We start from the raw sequence: 19,605 nt of genomic DNA, 5'->3' as shown, positions 1-19,605 counted from the left end.
CCGATCTTCATGCGGTCTCCTTCGATCCACGGCCCGCGTCGGGACGCGGTCGAGCACTGCGCAGGGCGAAGGGAGCCGCGACGTATGCGCCCGCAGCGCCCGCCATGCCGGCCATTCCCGATGGGTTCCCCACACGCGCTGACGCTGCCGCCGTGATCGCAGCGAAGGCGTGCACGGCGCTGGCACGTGCGTGGGTCAATCCGACGCGGTCGACGAGGTGCTGGTAGGCGTGTTCACGATGGGCCTCCGTCAGCGGTTCTCCTGCGCGCGCCCGACGAATGATGGCTTGAGCAGCATCGGTCACGTAGGGCAACAGCGGAGCAGCCGTGGCCATGGCGGCACGCCAACGGGTTGCGGAGGCGCGGCCCTCGCCCCCGCGCGCAGCCGCGACGATCCCGGCCGTGAACAGTCCGCCGAACAGGTACGAGCCGGCGTCGCCGAGAAAAACCTGGGCGGTTGGCGCGTTCCAGGGGAGGAAACCCAGCCCGGAGCCTGCGGTGACCGCACCGAGTACCGCGAGGGTCACGTCCTTCTCGGCCTGCGCCACGAGGTAGGCGTTCACGCCCCAGACAGCAGCCGTCGAACCGGTGATGCCGTTGATGCCGTCCATGAAGTTGACGACATTGACGAGCCCGGGCATGGCCACGATGGCCGCAACAGCAACCAGCGGAGGGAGGTCGGCCGTGGCTGTGACGGCCCCGGCCAGTGCCTGAGCCGCAAGCCGGGGGAGAGGCGGCAGCCCACCGGTGTGGTCGTCGGCGTACCCGACCGCTGCCATCGCCAGCGGCGCTGCCACGAGGGCGGCGGGCAAACGGCGGCGCGCCGTCGGTTCCGTCAGCTCGACGGCTGCCACCCCGACCACTGCGCCGCACACGCAGGCGATGCCGCCACCACGTGGGATCGGCGTGGTGTGGCTCGAACGGTGGTTCGGAATGTCGAGCGTTCCTGCTCGCAGCATCACGCGGCGAACCAGAGGGGCTGCGGCGAAAGTCGTGAAAGCGGCGGCTGTTCCGGCTTTCAGCGCGACGCGCGCGACGGGGGAGGCGTGCATCAGATGTTCTCCCCACCATGGTGATCGGCGACGGAATCGGGGGAGAGGATCGGCCCCTCCGCGGTGATGTCGATGTCCTTGCTCGGGTCGTGATCGCGGTGGCCGCCGGAGTGCTCGACCATCCAGGCGAGCGCGTCGGCGTCCGTGTCGAAGTACTGCGCGCGCACGAGCTGCGGGTCGATCGCCGGCACGTTGACGTGCGAGACGAGCGGGTGCTCGGAGGTCTTGATCTCCTCGCCGGGCGTGAACAACTGCTCCGAGAGCTTCTCACCCGGGCGCAGCCCCGTGTACTGGATCTCGATGTCGTGTTTGCCCGCCATCTCGATGAGTGTGCGCGCCACGTCGACGATCTTCACCGGCTTGCCCATGGCGAGCACCATGACCTCGCCGTCCGTGCCGATCGCCGACGCCTGCAGCACGAGCTGACACGCCTCCGGGATGAGCATGAAGAACCGCTCGACGTCCGGGTGCGTCACCGTCACCGGCCCACCGCGCTCGATCTGCGCCGTGAACGCCGTGATGACCGACCCGCGCGAACCGAGCACGTTGCCGAACCGCACACTGACGTACGTGTCGTCAGCCGCGCTCGCGAACGACGCTGTCAGACGCTCCGCGAGACGCTTCGAATACCCGAGCACCGACGACGGCCACGCCGCCTTGTCGGTCGAGACGTTGACGAACGTCTCGACGCCGACGGCCTGCGCCGCCTCGAGCACGTTGAGGGTGCCGAGGACGTTCGTCTTCCACGCCTCGATCGGAAACTGCTCGAGCAACGTCAGGTGCTTGAGCGCCGCGGCGTGGAACACGACCTGCGGCTGCTCGCGCTCGAACACCGTCGCGAGCGACTGCGGGTCACGGATGTCGCACAGCGCGAGCGTGCCGTCGTCGAGCAGCGCCCGCCCCGTCATCGACATCTGCGCCGCATGCATCGCCGACTCGTCGCGATCGAGCAGCACGAGCTTTGCCGGGCCGTATTTGTCGAGCTGACGGCACAGCTCCGAACCGATCGAACCGCCCGCACCCGTGACGAGTACGCGCTTGCCCGCGATCGACTGACGAATCGCCGTCTGATCCAACTCGATCCGCTGACGCCCGAGCAGATCCTCGAGGTTCAGCTGACGCAGATCCGCGCCGCGTGGGGAGTGGAACATCTCGTTGAGCGGCGGCATGATCAGCACGTCGAGACCGGCCTGACGGGCGCGCTCGGTGACGTCACGCACGTCCTCGCCCTCCATCGTGGACGCCGCGATGATGAGCGCGCTCGAGTTCGTGCGCTCCGCCTCGCGTGCAATGGCCTCACGCGTGCCGGTGACGCGCAGACCGTCGACGTTCAAGCGGCGCTTGCCCGGGTCGTCGTCGAGCAGCGCGGCGGGCACGTACCGCGTGCCCTCCGAGGTGTCGCGGTGCAAACCGCGCACGAGCTGACGCCCGCTGTGGCCGGCGCCGAAGACGATGGCCTGCACGTCCTGCTCACGCGAGACGCGCCGGCCCCAGCGCCACGAGCGCACGAGGAAACGCAGCGTGAACATGCCGAGCAGCGCGAACATCGGCGCCGTGAACGGCATGCTCCGCGGCACGTGCGGCACCCCGAAGGCCAGACGCAGCACGGCGAGGACGAGCCCCATCGCCACCGTCGCACGGGCGATGTCGGCGGTCTCCTCGAACGAGCCGCGCACGTGCCCGATGCGATAGGGGCCGAGGACGAAACCGATGACGGCGTACAACCCGACCGCGAGCAACGCGAACATGGCGATCTCGACGGACGCCGAATCGGAGACGTCGAGGTCGAAGCGCAGCCACGCCGCGGCATAGGCGGCGCACAGGACGAGCACGAGGTCGGTCGCGAACCAGCCGTAGCGAACGGCGCGATCACGTTCCCTCAGAGGCAGTCGGGTTGATCCCCCCGGCGCAGACATCGCCTCAGTGGCCCTTTCGCGAGCGACGGCTCGTCAGGGTGCGGCCCTTGTCGTCGTCGTCGGCGGTGGAGGGGGAGTAGTCGTAGCGGTAGTCGTAGTAGTTGCCGCGCGGGCCCCGCTCGACACGGTTGAGCACGACACCGAGCACCTTCGCGTCGACGGCGTCGAGGTGGTCGAGCGCGTCGAGGAATTGGTCGCGCTTGACGATCCCGGCGCCCGCGATGACCAGGGTGCCGTCCGTGACGCGCGAGAGGACGGCGGCGTCGGTGACGGGCAGCAGCGGCGGCGCGTCGATGATGACGTAGTCGAAACGGCCGCGCAGATCCTCGAGCATCGCGCGCATCGGCTCACTGCCGAGCAGCTCGCTCGGGTTCGGCGGTGTCGCACCCGAGCCGAGCACCATGAGACGGCGCTCGCCGAAGCGCTGCACCACATCACGCACGGCGACACGGCCGATGAGAACGTCGGTGAGGCCGACGCCACCCTCGAGACCCATGTAGCTGAGCAGACGCGGACGACGCAGGTCACCCTCGATGAGGCAGACGCTCGCACCCGACTCGGCGAGCGCGAGAGCGAGGTTCGCCGCCGTCGTCGTCTTGCCCTCACCGGGCAGCGACGAGGTGACGGTGATGACGCGCGGATGCTTCGTCGCGTCGACGAATTGCAGGTTGGTGCGCAGCGAGCGGAACGCCTCCGCGCGCGTCGAGTGCGGGTCGTCGGCGACGATGAGCGGGTGGGCGCTCGCGTCCTTGTCGAACGGCACGGCGCCGAGGACGGTGACGTCGTCAGCGGCCTCGAGGACGTCGTCCTTCGTGCGCAGCTTCGTGTCGAGACGCTCACGCAGCAGCGCGAGAGAGGTGCCGGCGAGTAGGCCGAGCAGGCCGGCGAGGACGAGGTTCGTCGGCCAGCTGGGGCCGACCTTCGTGCTCTTCGTCGCCTGCTGCACGAGCGTCACCTTGACGGGGCTCGGCTTGTCCTTCGAGACGCTCTCGAGCTCGTCGACGGCCTTGGGGAACTGCTCGCCGAGCGCCTGCGCGATGGCGTGCGCGCGCTTCGGGCTCGTGTCGACGACGCTCGTGTCGATGATGACGGTGTCCGGCGCCGCCTTGGCCGTCACCTTGGGTTCGATCGCCGCCGCGCCGCCGGGCATCTTGACCTCGTCTGCGACGGGCTGGAGCACCTTCGGCGTCTTCATGAGCTGGGTGTAGCTCTTGACGCGATCCTGGGTGAACGTGTTGCCCTGCGCGAGTTGTGAACTGTCCGACGCGTCCGCAGTGGAGACGAAGAAGCGCACCGACGAGCTGTACGTCTTGTGCGTGAAGAGAGTGAGGAGCACGGCGAGGGAGAGTGCGATGAGCACGCAGCCGGCAATGATGCGCCAGCGCTTCATGATGGCGCGCATGTACGACTGAAGATCCACCCAGTGCCTCCTGTTGTGTTCGCGCACTGCGCGCGAGTGTCATGGAGACCTTACGGACTGGCTGTGACCCACACCAAAGTCTGTATCTAGGACAACTGACCTGATTCATTGACGTGGTCATGACGCGAATTCGACCTCACCCTTGAGTGTGTCTCGTCGCGAGTTGCATGGGGTTCCAAGGGTTTTCGCAGCGTCTGCCAAGCATTCGGCAATGTCGGGCGAGCGGGTGGGGGTGTGAGTGAGATGGGTTACCCGCAGGTATGGTGATAAAGGTCACATCGTGTCGCTGTTGTGCCTCGCCTCCCGGCAGGTGGGAGGCGCTGCGCGCGCCAGGATGACGTTGCGGGGAGCCGGTGGGATGGCGATAGCCTGAGGCCAGCGAACATTCGTCGCACCAACTGATCAAAGGAGCCAGCACAGGCCATGGAGAAGATCAAGGTCAAGAACCCCATCGTCGAGCTCGACGGTGACGAGATGACGCGCATCATCTGGCAGTTCATCAAGGACCGCCTGATCCACCCGTACCTCGACGTCGACCTCAAGTACTACGACCTCGGCATCGAGAACCGTGACGCGACGGACGACCAGGTCACCGTCGACGCGGCGAACGCGATCAAGGAGTACGGCGTCGGCGTCAAGTGCGCCACCATCACGCCCGACGAGGCGCGCGTCGAGGAGTTCGGCCTCAAGGAGATGTGGAAGAGCCCGAACGGCACGATCCGCAACATCCTCGGCGGCGTCATCTTCCGTGAGCCGATCATCATGAGCAACGTGCCGCGCCTCGTGCCGGGCTGGACGAAGCCGATCATCATCGGTCGCCACGCTCACGCCGACCAGTACAAGTCGCAGAACTTCAAGGTTCCCGGCGCCGGCAAGGTCGAGATCTCCTACACGCCTGCCGACGGCGGCGAGAAGGTCGTCTACGAGGTCGCCGAGTTCCCCGAGGACGGCGGCGTCGCGATGGGCATGTACAACTACAACAAGTCGATCAAGGACTTCGCTCGCGCGTCGTTCAACTACGGCCTCGAGCGCAACATGCCCGTCTACCTGTCCACGAAGAACACCATCCTCAAGGCGTACGACGGTGCGTTCAAGGACATCTTCCAGGACGTGTTCGACCGCGAGTTCAAGGACGAGTTCGACAAGCGCGGCCTCACCTACGAGCACCGCCTCATCGACGACATGGTCGCTGCGGCGCTCAAGTGGGAGGGCGGCTACGTCTGGGCCTGCAAGAACTACGACGGTGACGTGCAGTCCGACATCGTCGCGCAGGGCTTCGGCTCGCTCGGCCTCATGACGTCGGTCCTCATGACGCCGGACGGCAAGACCGTCGAGGCCGAGGCTGCGCACGGCACGGTGACGCGTCACTACCGTCAGCACCAGCAGGGCAAGGAGACGTCGACCAACCCGATCGCGTCGATCTTCGCCTGGACGCGCGGCATCGCCAAGCGCGGCGAGCTCGACGGCACGCCCGAGGTGACGAAGTTCGCCGAGACCCTCGAGCGCGTCTGCATCGAGACGGTCGAGGAGGGCAAGATGACGAAGGACCTCGCGCTGCTCATCAGCAAGGACCAGCCGTACCTCAACACGCAGGACTTCCTCGCCGCCATCGACGAGAACCTCAGCAAGGCCATGGCTGCCTGATCACGGCGGTCTCACCGGTGACGCCCTCCGTCGCGTGTTCAAGGACACGTGACGGGGGCGTCTTGTTCTGACGCCCGTCATGCCGGGGCGTTAGAGTGGCACGAAGCAACGGGTCACAACGAAGGGCGCCATGCGCATACTCATCACCGGCGGGGCCGGATTCATCGGTCAACATGTCGCCGTCATGCTGGCCTCGGAGCATGAACTGGTCGCCGTCGACAGTTTGAATGCCCAGGTGCACCAGCATGCAGAAGCTGCCGTGCAGCGCTTTCCGGGGCAAGTCGTCATCGCAGACGTCAGTCAGGCAAGCACGTGGGACGCATTGCCGGGGTTCGATGTCGTCGTTCATCTGGCTGCTGAAACCGGTACGGCACAATCCATGTACGAGGCCGAGCGCTACAGGGCTGTCAACGTGGAGGGGACGCGGCTCGCGGCTGCTGCGGCGGCTTCTTGGGGTGCCGCTCTGGTCGCACTGTCGTCCCGAGCTGTCTACGGCGAGGGACGGTACGAGTGTCGGCGCCACGGCACTCGGTTCGGTGGACGTTGCTGTCCCCAGGCCGAGGCCGCGCCGTCCCGGGAGGAGGACCCGCATCGCCCTGTCTCCGTCTACGGAGAAACCAAGTCCGAGGCGGAGGCCATCCTCGCGGAGTACGCCGCCGCGATTCCGGTCACTGTTCTACGACCGCAGAACGTGGTGGGCTTCGGACAGGCACTCCACAATCCCTACACGGGGGTTCTGGCGGCGTTCCTCGCGCGCCTCCGCGAGGGTCGACCGTTGTCGGTCTATGGCGATGGCTCTGCGACGAGGGATTTCGTGCACGTCGACGATGTTGCGCGTCTGATCACCTGGTGCATCGATCACCCGGGTCGACTCGGGAGCCTGCGGGTCCTCAACTGTGGCACCGGTGAGCGTACGTCGTTGACTGACCTGGCTCGGTTCGCTGCTGCTGCGGCCCCGGTCGCGAGTGCGCCGGTGGAGTATGTGGATGTCGGCCGGGCCGGGGACATCGAGCACGCCGTCGCCTCTCTGGAGGGTCTCCGGTGCGCAGGCGCGCCGTTGCCTCTGATGAGCAGTGAGCAGGCCGTGGCCGACTTCATCGGTCGATCGTGGGACATGCCGGGCGCCGATTCGGAGGCATGGGACGTCGCCCTGCGCGAGTTGCGGCAGAGAGGTCTGACGAGCTGAGTTCGCCGCGAGGGCAAGGCAAGTTGGCGCTACGCGCCTGTGTGTTGGAACGTGCAAGGCCAGGATAGGGGATGACGAATGGACACGATGACGGCAAACTGCGTCGAGGTCCCTCAGACAGTCCGTGTCCGGCTGCTGCATGCTTATGTACAGCTCATCGCTGACGAGGTCGGTTGCGACCTTCTCCACGTCAAAGGCCCAGCAGTGGATCTCCGCCTGCAGCGGGCGGCGCGGCACAGCGTTGACGTGGACGTCCTCGTTCGCCCCCAGCACGTGCTTGCCTTTGTCGAGGCGCTCCGGGCGCGAGGTTGGCGCGAGATCACAGGTTTCGACGAAGGCTCCGCTTTCGGTCACGCGATGAACCTCCGCCACGATCTCGGCCTTCTGGATGTACATCGCTGGTGGCCCGGGTTCGATGTCGAGCCCGCGACGGCCTTCGAAGCCATGTGGGGACAGCGCACGATCCGGACCCTCGCCGGAGTGGCCTGTGATGTGCCGTCGCTGAACGATCAGCGACTGGTGCTGCTTCTTCACTTCGCGCGTAGCGGCGGCCACCGGATCGAGGACCTCGAGGCTGCCTGGGGCGGGGCTGAGGAGGGGAGCCGCGCCGCAGTGGTACGGCGCGCCGACGAGATGGAGGCTCGGCTGGCGCTGGCTGCCGCCGTCGGTGGTCTCGAGGAATTCCGTGGGCTGCCTGCCTACGCGTTGTGGAAGTACTTCTCCAGCGGGCAAGGATCACGTCTGGACGAGTGGGGCGGGCGTTTCCGGGCGGCACGCGGGCCACTGGCGAAGGGGCGGGTCTTCCGTGCATTCTTCATGGTCAACAAGGGCCTCTTGAGCGACGAGCTGGGCCACCCTCCCACGCGCCGTGAATATGTGCACGCTTTCCGGCAGCGATTCGTCACGGCCCTCGGTGATGTGCTTCACCGGCTTGAAACGCGGCTGCGTACGAGGGCCGAGCGATGACTCGCCGTGAAGAAACCCAGGGCCGATGGGCCATCCCTGAGGACATCGCTGTGGAGACGGACCCCGATGATCGATCTGCGGTGTGGGTGCTCAGGGCGTCTCGAGGAGTCATCGTGCGGTTGCCGCAGGTAGGGTTGCTGGTCTGGCGGGCGTCCCCGCGGGTCTCCGACACGGAGGGGCTCGTGGCGCTCTTGGCTGCTGAGCACGGATGGCCGTCCGACGAGATCGCGCAGCCCGTGCAGAACTTCGTGATGTCCTTGGTCGATCACGGCCTGCTGGAGGAGAGGTCGGGCCATGAATCGAACTGAGGGGATGGCTCCCGAGTGGCAGCACCTGCTCGGCGCTGAGACCCGCCGAAGTGCGTCTGTGCCTGAATCCCGTAACGTCAAGGCCGCAACGGAAGGACCGCACGCCTCGACGCGCGTGGAAAAGGTCGGGCAGGCCGTCGCCGGCTTCTGGGGGCCGGTGGTTCTCCTGGACCTCGTCATGGGTTTCTCGCTGATGTTCGTCACCACCGCCCTGCCTGGGGGTCTTGTGGGCGGTCTTGCAACGGGTGTCGTGATGGTGGCCGTCAGTGCCTGCCGGCGAGCGAAGCTGACCGTACCGGGCGGTGGTCTCCTGGTCATCGCCTTCCTGGCACTCATGGCCTTCCTCGTCCTGGTTTCCGTCTTCCACGGCATGCCGTGGCAGCAGCGCCTCCTGAAGTTCTTCATTCTCTTCGCCGTGTGCGTTGTCATCGCAACCGGGCGGATCGACATTCGGTCGTTCATCATCGGAGCATGCATGAGCGCATGTGCCAACGTCCTTCTGTTCTATGCCGGGCTGACGGAGAATAATTACCCGCCATATCTGACCGGTTTCTATGGGGACAAGAACGTTGCAGGGATGTACTACGCGATATGGGGGATCCTCGGGCTTGCGGTTCTGTCCCCGCGTTGGCGCATACCGTGGTTCTTCCTCTCGACGTGGTTCGTCTTTCTCACCGGATCGCGAACCGCGCTCGGAGGTATCGTGCTGGCCGCCCTGTGGGTCCTGCTCCGCAACCGGATCGGTGTGGCCTATCGAATCGCCCTCGCGGCGATCGGGTATGCGGTTCTCGTCTTCTCGATCAACAACTATGCCTCCAGTTCCGCGTTCGGTGACCGAACAGGCACCGATTGGTACAGGGCGCAGATCGATCAGGCGATGGAAATCAAAGCATCCCTGACGCCGTGGACGGGCCTCGGTCTCAATCAGGGGTTCGTGGTGATCGGTGATCGACGGCAATGGTTCCATGATTCGTATCTGCAGGCTTTCGTCGAGGGCGGTCATGTTTTTCTCTGGTCAACCGTTCTGGCCTTCGTCCTCCTCGGCCTGGGATTGCTCGATCGACGACTGCATGTCTCATGGGAGATGCTCACAGCAGAGGCGACGGTCATCGTCGTGCTCGTCTGCGCGTGGAAACTGGGAGAGGTGTTCATGACGGTGGGTGCCTTCATCGTGCTCGGAATCTGCATCGCTTACCGTCTCGGCAAACCCGCCGCCGCGTCGAATCTTGCGTGGCGGGCCGCCGAGATGGCCCCGCCACGCGCATCCAGCGCGGCGCCGCTGCATCGCGGCGCTCCGGTCGGCGCCTCGCGATCGGAGGTCCAGGCGTGAAGATGACACGAACATTGATCGAGAAGACCCCAGGTGTTCGCTATCGGCGGGCCCAACTCCTGACCCCTTTGTATCGACGGGCCTTCGCGCACTTCGGGTCGGGCAGCGTGCTGGTTTCGCCTCTCATGATCCAGGGGACCGACAGGATCAGCGTCGCGGATCGGGTCATCATTCGAGACGGCGCTTGGCTGGCGGCGGAAGGCCCCGCGGGGCACCTTGCCATCGGTGCGGACACCTACATCGGCCATCGCGTACACCTGCACTCGAGCGACCCGGTGAGCATCGGTCGCGGTTGTGTCTTCGCGGACAACGTCATGGTGACGTCGACCGACCATGCCCGAGGAGGCTCACGGCATGAGGTCCGCGGCACCGGGCCCGTCCTCATCGAGGACGACGTCTTCATCGGCCAGAACGCCGTGGTGCTCGGAGGAGTAGCCATCGGCAGAGGGGCGACTGTTGCAGCCGGCGCCGTCGTCGTCAAGGATGTGGCGCCGGGCGCCGTCGTGGGCGGCGTTCCTGCGCGCGTGATGGGAGGTGAAGCGTGACGCGCTCGCGGTCACTGCTCATCATCTCTCCTTCATTCCACGGCTATTACGCAGCCATCGGGCGGGCGTTCGGTGAGTTGGGGTACGAGGTGCTCACCCATTGCTACGACGTCGCCGCGTCGCCCGCTGAGAAGCTCTGGAACAAGACCGCACACGAACTAGCCGGCAAACTTCGAGGTGACGGAGGGCATCTGTCCGGCGCCACGGTCTCGCGCCGCGCCATGGCCCGGGTTCGCGAAGTGTCTCCAGACTTCGTCCTCGTCATTCGCGGGGATGTTCTGACAGAAGAGTTCTGGGCCCTCGCCGCCGAGAACGACCGGCTCGTCGGAGTGTGGATGTATGACGAGATCCGCCGTACCAATTTTGACGCGGACCTCGTCGGGCGGTATGCCCAGTTGGCGACGTACAGCGCCCAGGACGCTGCAACGCTCCGGGCGGCTGGTCATCGTATCGCGCAGGTGCCTTTGGGTTTCGATGCATCGAGCGTCATCGACAACACAACTGCGGGCGCCGGGCTCGTGAGTTTCGTCGGTGCGCCCTTGCCCAAGAGAGAGCATGCGCTCGCGGCGCTTGTCTCTGCAGGTGTCCCCGTTCAGGCCTGGGGGCGGGGCTGGTCGGATCACGTGTTCGACCGCGCGCGCACGTGGCGTGTGCGCTCACTCGGCATCCCGGCCAGACGCGACGTGGCCGGCCCGTCCGCGCACGCCATCATGCGGAACGGCAGGGCCACCTTGAACATCCACGGGGATCAGGACGGCTTCACGATGAGAACGTTCGAGGCCGCCGGGGTGGGTGCGGTGCAGATCATTGATCGTGCCGACGTGGCGGATTTCTACGATCCAGGCGAAGAGATCCTCGTGTACGACGGCCACGAGGAGCTCGTGGACCTGTGCCGACACGCGGTGGCGCGTCCGCAGGACTTCATGATGCTGCGCGAGAGGGCACGTCGACGTACTCTCGCCCAACACACCTTCACGCACCGCGCGGACGCTCTATTGGAGGCGTGGTCGTGAGTGACAGGGGCCGAGCGGTCGTCCTCGCCCCGATGCTTGCCGCGCGCGGCGGCGCCGAGCGCGTAGCGCTCGTCGCAGCTGAAACGCTCAAGGCAGCCGGTTACGACACGGTGATCGTGGCTCCCGGCCAGGTTGATGACCTCGGGGCTTACGCCGGTTACTTCGGGATCGACCTCGACGGCGTTGCGTACGAGGAACTTCCCAGCGTCGGGAGGATGGGACGCTTCGAGGCGCTGCGAACGGTGATCGAAGAGTTAGTCTGGGCCCGCATCGTGCGCTCGATGCAGCCGGACGTCTTTCTCACGTGCATGTACGGCGCGACTCTGCCGGGACTCGCCGAGCGCAGTCTGTATTACATCCACTTCCCGCACCAGTTGACGACGCCCGGGCTCACGGGTCTTCGTGCACGTTACGTCTCCTGGACGCAGTACGCGCGCCGCCTGCAGAATCGGGGGAGCGACTTTCGAGCCACCTACACGTCATTCCTTGCCAACTCACGGTTCACCGCCTCTCACGCGCGACAGCGTTGGGGTGTCGACCCCTACGTCCTCTACCCGCCCTGTTGCGGCGTCGGGGCAGGACGGGTTTGGCGGCAGCCTTCGATCCTCGCAGTCGGAAGATTTCAGGACCGGCAGCCGGGTCACCCGTACAAGAACCAGGAAGCCCTCATCGTGGCCTTCCGCGCAATGGCGGACCTGCACGCAGAAGGCTGGCAATTGCATCTGGCTGGGAGTGTTGGTTCAGAGGCAGAGCTGGCCAGGCTGCGTGAGATGTCCGTTGGCCTGCCCGTCGCGTTTCATCCCAATGCCTCTCTTGAAGAACTGCACACGCTTTATCGCGAGTCGTCGGTGTACTGGCACGCACAGGGTTTCGGAGAGTCACACCTCATGGCACCGCAGTCACAGGAGCACTTCGGCATCACGACCGTGGAAGCCATGTCCGCGGGAGCTATCGCCATGGTGTACGACACCGCGGGCCCGGCAGAAGTCGTCGCAGACGTGCCAGGAACCGTGCGATGGACGAGCTTGGAGGAGTTGCGGCTGGCTACACGCAATATTGCCCGCGCCGATCCGACAGACATGGCCAGCTTGCGTCGAGCCGCGCAGCGGCGAGCAGCAGAATTCTCCGAGGCCGCGTTCGCGACACGCCTCCTGACCCTCATCGAAACCGGGAGTCCTCGTTCATGACTACTTCTGTTGAACCGGAGACCTCCTGGGTGCGCGAGTTGCGCTACCTAGTCTCCAGCTTTCCACGCGGCACCCGCGCACAGCTCGGCTTGTACGCTGCACTGCAGTTCGTGGTCTCATTGCTCGATCTCGCCGGCTTGGCAGTCGTCCTGCCCGTCATGCAGGTGCTTTCCGGGGCGAGCCTCGAGGCCGGATACCTCGGGGTCATCCATCGCCTTGCGGGCACGCCTGAGCGTGGCCCTTTCGCCGTGATGCTTTGCGTCGCCATGGTGCTGGCTTTCTTGACAAAGAGCATCTTTGCCCTCGCGGTCGCGCGCTGGTCCTTCGACTTGGTGGCCCGTCTCCAAGTCCTGACAGCGACCAGGCTGCTGCACAGCTACTTGAGCGACAGCTATCTCGTGCAACGACGACGGGATGTCGGCGCGGTCGTCCGTACGGTGGGTGCCGCGGTGCAGGCCGCCCACGCCAACGTTCTGGGAGGCGTGCTCGGGGTGTTCGGGCAGCTCCTGTCAATCAGTCTCATTGCCGGTTTCCTCTTCGCCGTGGCCCCTGGCACCACCCTGGGCGTCATCGTGTACTCCCTCGTGGCGGTCGCGCTGGTCCAGCGATTCTTGGCGCCGAGGAATCGAAGGGCGGGTATCGCTGCGCAAGAGGCCGCGGGGCAGATGAGCCATGCGTTGCTCGAAGCGATCTATGGGGCCCGCGAAGTGCGAATGCACAAGGCTGAGCAGCACTTTCTCGTGACGTACAGTGATGCGGCCACACGTAATGCCGCCGCGTCTCGGGACGCCAACTTCTATGCCCAGGCTCCCAAGTATGTCCTCGAATTCGTCACGATTCTCGGGATCGCGGTTCTGCTGTGTTCGAGCGCGCTGAGCGGCGGGGCGGACAACACAATGCCCACCATCACCCTCTTCGTCGCGGCCGCCGTGAAGTTGCTGCCGTCGTTGACAGCGCTCACCGCCACGCTGGGAAACATCCGATTCGGCATCGAGGGCCTCCATGTCACGACGAAAGCTTTGCGGGGACTGAGCGAAGCCCCCCGCAAGGGGGCCGCCCGAGCTGGACGAGCCCAGAAGGACCCGCACCTGGGCCACGCGGCGACTGCGATGGGATCCGGCGACCTCGTCGTCGACGACGTGCGGTTCCGTTACCCGGATGGGGTCGACGACGTGTTGCAGGGCGTGTCATTCGTGGTTCCCGAGGGATCGTCACTTGCTGTTTGCGGCTTGTCCGGCTCGGGCAAGACAACCCTCATCGACATCGTCCTCGGGCTGATAGAACCTAATACTGGGCGTGTGTCGTTCGATGGGCTCGACATCGTCGCCGATCACGCGCAGTGGCTCGACAGGGTCGCTTACGTTCCGCAGGACGTCTACCTGCTGGCCGCCACCTTGTGGGAGAACGTCGCGTTCGGGGCCGATGAGCAGTCTGTCGACCGAACCGCTGTTGAAGCGGCCCTTCGCCTGGCGCAACTCGGCGAGCTTCTTGATTCCCTGCCCGGGGGTATGGACGCCATCGTCGGGTTCCAAGGAACCCAATTGTCGGGTGGGCAGAAGCAGCGCGTCGGTATCGCGCGGGCACTGTATCGGCGCCCGCAGGTCCTCGTTCTCGACGAGGCCACGTCGGCTCTGGACAACGAGACAGAGGACAAGATCAGCGCAGTCATTCGTGGCCTACACGGAAGCATCACGGTGATTCTCGTGGCCCACCGGCTTTCGACCGTCAAGCATGCCGATTGTGTGATCTACCTGGAGGATGGCCGCGTAGTCGGGTCCGGCACCTTTGCGAAACTACAAACCCAGAGCCCCGCGTTCGCACGCTTGGTGCGTCTCGGTCGACTCGAGGAGGGATGAAGCGAATGGCTGACAACCTCGGAGTCACGGTCGTCGTCGTGTGCTATAATCACGAGCGGTTCGTAGAAGAATTGCTCGATTCGATCCTCGTCCAGACGCGTGCGCCGGAGCGCGTGCTCATCATCGACGATGCATCCGGCGACAGTTCTGTGGCGCGGATTGTATCCTGGCTCTCCCGCCATCCAGAGGCCGGATATGAGCTTGTCGTGCACCCTCAGAACATCGGGTTGTGCCGTGGTCTGAATGAAGCGCTGGAGACGATCACCACACCGTTCTACACGTACGTCTCGGCAGATGATCGGATGATTCCTGAACGGTTGGAGTCGCTCATAGATCGCTGGGTGGGGGATGGGCACCGTGCCGTTGCTGTCTATTCGAACGCCCGGCGGATCGACGAGGAAGGCCAGGTGCTGCAGCCGGACTACCGCACGCTGCACGAGTGGCCCTCGGGCCCAGGGGCACTCGAAGGCAACATCCACACGCGTCTGCTGCATCAGTGCTGGTTACCCGCAGCCTCGGTCCTGGTAGCGACCGAGGCCGTTCGGACCGTAGGGGGATACGACGAGCGATGGTTCTTCGAGGACTATGACCTGTGGCTACGTCTTGCGGCTCATGGGCGCATCATCTGTGTCGATGAACCGCTCGTGGATTTCCGTGAGGTATCGACGTCGCTCGGGACCACTCGTTTCCGAGACGATGACGCGGGGTTTCTCGCCGCTCGCGTCGGGATACTGCTCAAACAGGTGGGGGTCTCGGATGAGGGGGATGCCTATATTCGGACCGCCATGCCGCCCCTGGCCATCCGGCTGTGGCGAACAGGGGAATACCGTGACCTGGTTGTCGAGGCGCTGCGCGCTGCCACGCAAGAGCGTCCTGCGCTTGGCCTAGGCGTTCGTCTCGCTCTCGCCCGCGTAGGAGTAACGCGTGAGCCAGGGGCGGTTCGCGCCTTGGCCTGTTTGGTCCGTGAGACCCGAGACAGGTGCCGGCGACTCGTCCAGACCCCGCTCTCTGCCGTGATCTCACGAGGTCATGCACCCGCTATGCAGCGCCGTGTCGCGGCCGCTCACGGCGTGCGACGGGTGGCTGTGCTGGCGATCGGAGATCCTCGTGACCCAGGATTGTGGTCGGGCACGCCCAGCAACCTCGTGCAGGGGCTTGAAGAGGCCGGCGTCGATGTGATCACCGTGGACTGCTCCCCGGTCGGCTGGCGCTTCGTCAGACGGGCGGTACAGCTGGCCTGGGGGGTTCCTGGACTCGCGAAGCGGGGGAGGCGAACAGCCATGCGGCGTGCCCTGGCCGGATCCACGCAGTCGATGACGCATCTGCGGCTCGTCAGCTGGACGGCGGCGCGGCGTCTACGGACCGTAGGCCCAGTCGACGGCGTCCTGCAGATGGGCACCGGTTACAGCGTCCGACACCCCCGCACGGCCTCCTACGAAGACATGACCATTCCACAGGCGCTCCAGTGGCCGTCCCGTTTCTGGGGGACCGTTCCCCAGCGCACGACAGTCGCGCGCAGCCGTCATCAGGTTGAATCGTACGCGGCGAATCATGCCGCACTGTTCTCGACGGGGTGGGCGGCCGATTCTGCAGTGAACGACTGTCATTGCCCTTCCGAGAAGGCTCGCGCGGTGGGTATCAGCGCCAATTTCGAGGTCGAGCCGTCGCACCACAAACAATGGTCTCCCCCGAGATTCCTCTTTCCGGCCAGGGAGTGGATCGGAAAGGGAGGTCCTCAGGTGGCGAAGGCTTTCTCGGACGTCCGTCGAGAGTTTCCCGAGGCAGAGTTGCACCTGGTAGGTCAGCATCCGCAGGTCGAGTTTCCGGGGGTGATCTGCCACGGCTGGAAGGACCTTCGGGATCCAGGCGACCGCGCCGACATGGAGGACTTGTGGCGCCGCGCCACCTGTTGTATCGCACTGGCTGACTGTGAACCAGCAGGCATCATCTTCGTCGAAGCCATGCAGGCAGGGGTTCCCAGCATCGGCCCTGCCGTGGGAGGGCCCGGATGGCTTCTGGGAGACACGGGCATCACGGTTGACCGTGACGACCATGCGGCGCTGGTGGCCGCGATGAAGACAGCAGCAGACCCCGAATCGGCTCGTGAGCGGAGTGGTGCGGCCAGGCATAGGGCGAGTGAATTCACACGCGCGGCTGTTGCTCGTCGGATCATGGCAGCGATCGATGAATGACCTCCCGGGGTGGGAAATTTGCTTGTCGACGACGCTGTGAGGCTGACGCCCATCAAGGACCGGAAACTGTGACACCGCCCCGCTCAGGCTTCGCGGCGGGGCGAGGGAACTCCGGGGGACGCGCACGGGTGCGTTGATTCGGGACGGGCCTGCGCCGTGGAGGACTCTTCAGAGGGGGCTGGTGGGTCCATGGGAAATAGGGTGTCGAATAGTGCGAGCCAGCGTGCTGCGATGGTCGACGCATCGTACGACCGGGAGCGAGTCAGCGCGCGGTCAGCCCGGCGAGCCCGTTCTTCATCGTTGGTCATGGCGGCTCTGAGCGCCTCGACGTAGGCAGTTTCGTCGCTGGCAGGAACGAGGTACCCAGCCCCGTCCTCCAGCTGCGACCGCACACCCTCAGAGCAATCGAACGCGATCGAAGGGATCCCTGAGCACGCCGCCTCCAAGATCGTCATGCCGAAGCCTTCGAGGCTTGACGTCAGGAGATTCAACGACGCGTCTGACAGCGCGGTGGCTGAATCGTCGACGACACCGGCCAACTGGATCCGCGTATGCATGCCAGAGTGCTCGATCTCGTCGGCAACCTGGGGGCGCTCGACCCCGTCGCCGTAGATGGCCAACGACCACCCATCCGCCTCGGGCACGGTGATCGCCGCGGCGAAGAGACGCACCATGAGAGGGATCTGCTTTTCGTGCGACAAGCGTGCCAATGCCACCGCTCTCTTCGCCAGTTGCGTGGTGAGAGTGCGGCCCTCTGGTGCCGGGTTAGGGATTGCGACGCACGGCACGTCGAGCAGCGAGCCGAAGGAGGCTGCGTCCTCATCGGAGAGCGCGACGAAGGCATCACAGTCAGCGAAGTGTTTCGGAAGAGCCTCCCGGAGCCATGGCTCGTCGTCGAGACTTGCGAACGACGAATGGTGCTGCCCGACGAACAGTGGGCCGGTCGGGGATCGCTCAAAACCGGACTCGTCGACCATCATCTTGCCGAGGACGTGGGTGTAGATGACGACGCTGTTGGCGGGCAACGTGGCCATGGTGCGTCGCAGAGCAGAGAGTCGGCGCCACCGGTCCCATCGCTTGAACAGGGCAAGAGGGGCAGCGCGCAAGGGGCCGTATGAGATGGAGACGGGGTATCGATGCAAGTCCTCACGCTCCAGAACGGTGACGACGTCGTCTGCACCCGTCGGCGATGCGCCCTCCTGGTTCTTGGAACCCGGGTAGATCGATACGACGTCGACCGTGATCCCGCGCTGTCGGAATGCAGTCATGAGGTTCTCCACGACAGTGGCTCCGCCACTGGTGTCGGGAAACCGCGGGACGACGAAACGGATGTGTGAGACCGATTCAGACATGGTGGCTTGTCTCTTCCCCGGAGACGAACCCGGCCCGGGCCGCACTCTCGACGATGAGCGCGATCGCCTTGCGAGCGGCCGGTCGCGGCAGCAGGGGGAGCATTCGATCGATGGTCGAGGCCAGATGTTCGGTGCGGTCGTACGTGAGCATGCGTCCTAGGCCCGACACGGCCGTGTTCCACACGGTCGCGGGGGACGAGTGGGGCGAGGATGAGGAGCCTCGACCGTGGATGTGTTCGAATCGTCGGCGGCCCTGCCCCGACCGAAAAGCTCGGCGCGCCCGTGCCGTCGTCGTCACGGCAGCCATGTGGTGTCGCACTTCCGCTCCGGGTACGAGGAGCAGCGGTATCCCGTGGCGGCGGAGGCGATATCCGAGGTCGAGGTCCTCCCAGCCGTACCCCACATAGCGTGGATCGAATCCGCCCACTTCTTCGAAGATCTCCCACCGGACGGATGTATTTCCTCCCCAGAGCCGCCAACGATCCTCTGGTGCGGTCCCGTATGCATCCTGTCGGCCCCGCTCGTCAGCGACAGTACCGTAGGCGCGCATGTAGGCATTGTTCGGTGCGATGTTCAGTGGTAAGCCGATCACCCCGCACACACCCCGCCGATGAGGTTCGACATGAGCCGCGATATGGGTTGGGGAGGGTTCGAAATCATCATCCGCCCGGATCAGGACGTCGCCGTCAGCGGCGGCAAAACCCGCGTTCAGTGCTGCTACACGGCCCCTGTTCTCTGGAAAGACGAGGACCTGCACCGGGAGATGCGAGTAGCGCTCGACCACCGATGCTGAGCCGTCGATGTCACCATCGAGCACGATGACGGCCTCCCACGACTCGTAAGTCTGTCGGCTCAGTGCATCGAGGAGCCGAGGTAGGCGCTCTGCTCCTCCGCGGGACGGAACGATGACAGATGCTTTCATGATTTGCCGTCGCCTTTCCTGAGGATGTCAATCAGCAATTGGTGCAGACGCTCCCGGCCCCCTTCCGGTGAATACTTCACGTGCCACCTCTGTTGAGCGCGGTCCACGACGTCCTCAGTGGGTTCACTCAGAGCGTCTTCGATGACGGCGGCGAGAGAGCCGGCATCGTCGCGTGCTGCGACAAACGGATAGCCCGGCCCCGCAACCTCCGGCAGCGCCCCGGCATCGCTCACGACGAACGGGCAGCGCGCGGCCATGGCTTCGGCCACGACAAGTCCGAAGGGCTCGTCCCACACCGAGGGGAAGACGGCCAGATCAACAGACTCGAAGAACTCGGCGCGCTCCATCCACCCCTTTCGGACCGCAGTCGCGCCCAGCGCAGCGATAGCCGCGTCAACGCGCGTGGCGTCGGCCTCGCTCACGAACCGTGATTCGCCGGCGAGCAGGAGCGTCGGGTTGCGATGACCCTCGCGAAGCGTCGCGACTGCCCTGCAAAGGATCGGTACGCCTTTGTCGCTCGAGAGGCGCCCGAGGTATCCAATGACCGGGGACTTCAGATCTCGGCGGACCGAACTGTCCCTGGTGCTGGGCGGCTCATCCACCCAGTTCTCCAACACCCGGGTGCGGGGAATTCTGCGGCCCATGAACTCGGAGGGGACCAGGGTCACCATGGAGCCGACTCGTGCGATCGTCATCAGGACACGTTGGACTCCGTGG

The 19,605-nt window shown here is 65.3% G+C and carries 16 protein-coding genes; 10 read left to right on the top strand and 6 right to left on the bottom strand.

The window, feature by feature from the left end; translation table 11 throughout:
• Positions 1-7: 7 nt before the first annotated feature.
• The 3 genes from AC1RS9_RS10545 to AC1RS9_RS10535 form a co-directional block, all read right to left on the bottom strand.
• A complete protein-coding gene (locus AC1RS9_RS10545; protein ID WP_492921375.1) occupies positions 8-811 on the bottom strand; it encodes an MraY family glycosyltransferase in 804 nt (267 codons plus the stop codon).
• A gap of 239 nt (positions 812-1,050) precedes the next feature.
• A complete protein-coding gene (locus tag AC1RS9_RS10540; protein ID WP_492921373.1) occupies positions 1,051-2,967 on the bottom strand; it encodes a polysaccharide biosynthesis protein in 1,917 nt (638 codons plus the stop codon).
• Between the two features lie 4 nt (positions 2,968-2,971).
• The gene (locus AC1RS9_RS10535) at positions 2,972-4,387 is read right to left on the bottom strand and encodes a tyrosine-protein kinase domain-containing protein (protein ID WP_492921371.1); all 1,416 of its coding nucleotides are present in this window, start codon (positions 4,385-4,387) and stop codon (positions 2,972-2,974) included.
• 423 nt (positions 4,388-4,810) lie between these two features.
• Here AC1RS9_RS10535 and AC1RS9_RS10530 point away from each other — a divergent pair, with 423 nt between their 5' ends.
• The 10 genes from AC1RS9_RS10530 (at position 4,811) to AC1RS9_RS10485 (ending at position 16,614) form a co-directional block, all read left to right on the top strand.
• Complete coding sequence (locus tag AC1RS9_RS10530; protein ID WP_492921369.1) at positions 4,811-6,031, top strand: NADP-dependent isocitrate dehydrogenase; 1,221 nt, start codon at positions 4,811-4,813, stop codon at positions 6,029-6,031.
• A gap of 130 nt (positions 6,032-6,161) precedes the next feature.
• Positions 6,162-7,217 carry an NAD-dependent epimerase/dehydratase family protein gene (locus AC1RS9_RS10525; RefSeq protein WP_062257977.1) on the top strand — a complete coding sequence of 352 codons (1,056 nt, stop codon included), beginning with the start codon at positions 6,162-6,164 and terminating at the stop codon, positions 7,215-7,217.
• Positions 7,218-7,295: 78 nt separating this feature from the next.
• Positions 7,296-8,183, top strand: coding sequence for a nucleotidyltransferase family protein (locus AC1RS9_RS10520; protein WP_492921367.1), 888 nt, complete (start codon positions 7,296-7,298; stop codon positions 8,181-8,183).
• Entirely contained in the window at positions 8,180-8,491 is a 312-nt protein-coding gene (locus AC1RS9_RS10515; protein WP_038569058.1) for a PqqD family protein, read from the top strand. Before AC1RS9_RS10520 ends, AC1RS9_RS10515 begins: the two co-directional genes overlap by 4 nt.
• Positions 8,478-9,821 (top strand): O-antigen ligase family protein, encoded by a 1,344-nt coding sequence (locus AC1RS9_RS10510; RefSeq protein WP_492921365.1) that lies wholly within the window; start codon positions 8,478-8,480, stop codon positions 9,819-9,821. The genes AC1RS9_RS10515 and AC1RS9_RS10510 overlap by 14 nt, the downstream gene beginning before the upstream one ends.
• Positions 9,822-9,823: 2 nt before the next feature.
• Complete coding sequence (locus tag AC1RS9_RS10505; protein ID WP_492921453.1) at positions 9,824-10,366, top strand: acyltransferase; 543 nt, start codon at positions 9,824-9,826, stop codon at positions 10,364-10,366.
• Positions 10,363-11,379, top strand: a complete 1,017-nt coding sequence (locus AC1RS9_RS10500) for a CgeB family protein (protein ID WP_006944450.1) — start codon at positions 10,363-10,365, stop codon at positions 11,377-11,379. The genes AC1RS9_RS10505 and AC1RS9_RS10500 overlap by 4 nt, the downstream gene beginning before the upstream one ends.
• Complete coding sequence (locus AC1RS9_RS10495) at positions 11,376-12,566, top strand: glycosyltransferase (RefSeq protein ID WP_492921363.1); 1,191 nt, start codon at positions 11,376-11,378, stop codon at positions 12,564-12,566. Before AC1RS9_RS10500 ends, AC1RS9_RS10495 begins: the two co-directional genes overlap by 4 nt.
• Positions 12,563-14,422 (top strand): ABC transporter ATP-binding protein, encoded by a 1,860-nt coding sequence (locus tag AC1RS9_RS10490; RefSeq protein WP_449759023.1) that lies wholly within the window; start codon positions 12,563-12,565, stop codon positions 14,420-14,422. Before AC1RS9_RS10495 ends, AC1RS9_RS10490 begins: the two co-directional genes overlap by 4 nt.
• Before the next feature lie 5 nt (positions 14,423-14,427).
• On the top strand, positions 14,428-16,614 hold the full coding sequence (locus AC1RS9_RS10485; protein WP_051806055.1) for a glycosyltransferase: 2,187 nt from the start codon (positions 14,428-14,430) through the stop codon (positions 16,612-16,614).
• 83 nt (positions 16,615-16,697) lie between these two features.
• Here the strand turns inward: AC1RS9_RS10485 and AC1RS9_RS10480 are convergent, their stop codons facing one another.
• From AC1RS9_RS10480 to AC1RS9_RS10470, 3 genes are read right to left on the bottom strand one after another with little or no spacing between them, the layout of a single operon-like run.
• Positions 16,698-17,966: a glycosyltransferase gene (locus AC1RS9_RS10480; RefSeq protein ID WP_492921360.1), complete on the bottom strand. Its 1,269-nt coding sequence runs from the start codon at positions 17,964-17,966 to the stop codon at positions 16,698-16,700.
• The gene (locus AC1RS9_RS10475) at positions 17,959-18,888 is read right to left on the bottom strand and encodes a glycosyltransferase family 2 protein (protein ID WP_492921358.1); all 930 of its coding nucleotides are present in this window, start codon (positions 18,886-18,888) and stop codon (positions 17,959-17,961) included. Before AC1RS9_RS10475 ends, AC1RS9_RS10480 begins: the two co-directional genes overlap by 8 nt.
• Entirely contained in the window at positions 18,885-19,583 is a 699-nt protein-coding gene (locus tag AC1RS9_RS10470; protein ID WP_160126225.1) for a glycosyltransferase, read from the bottom strand. The genes AC1RS9_RS10475 and AC1RS9_RS10470 overlap by 4 nt, the downstream gene beginning before the upstream one ends.
• Positions 19,584-19,605: the final 22 nt, after the last annotated feature.

Source organism: Dermacoccus sp. MPR-E5 (genome assembly GCF_058809565.1).
Note: the sequence above shows the minus strand (reverse complement) of the source record. Positions and strands in the feature narration are given on the sequence as shown.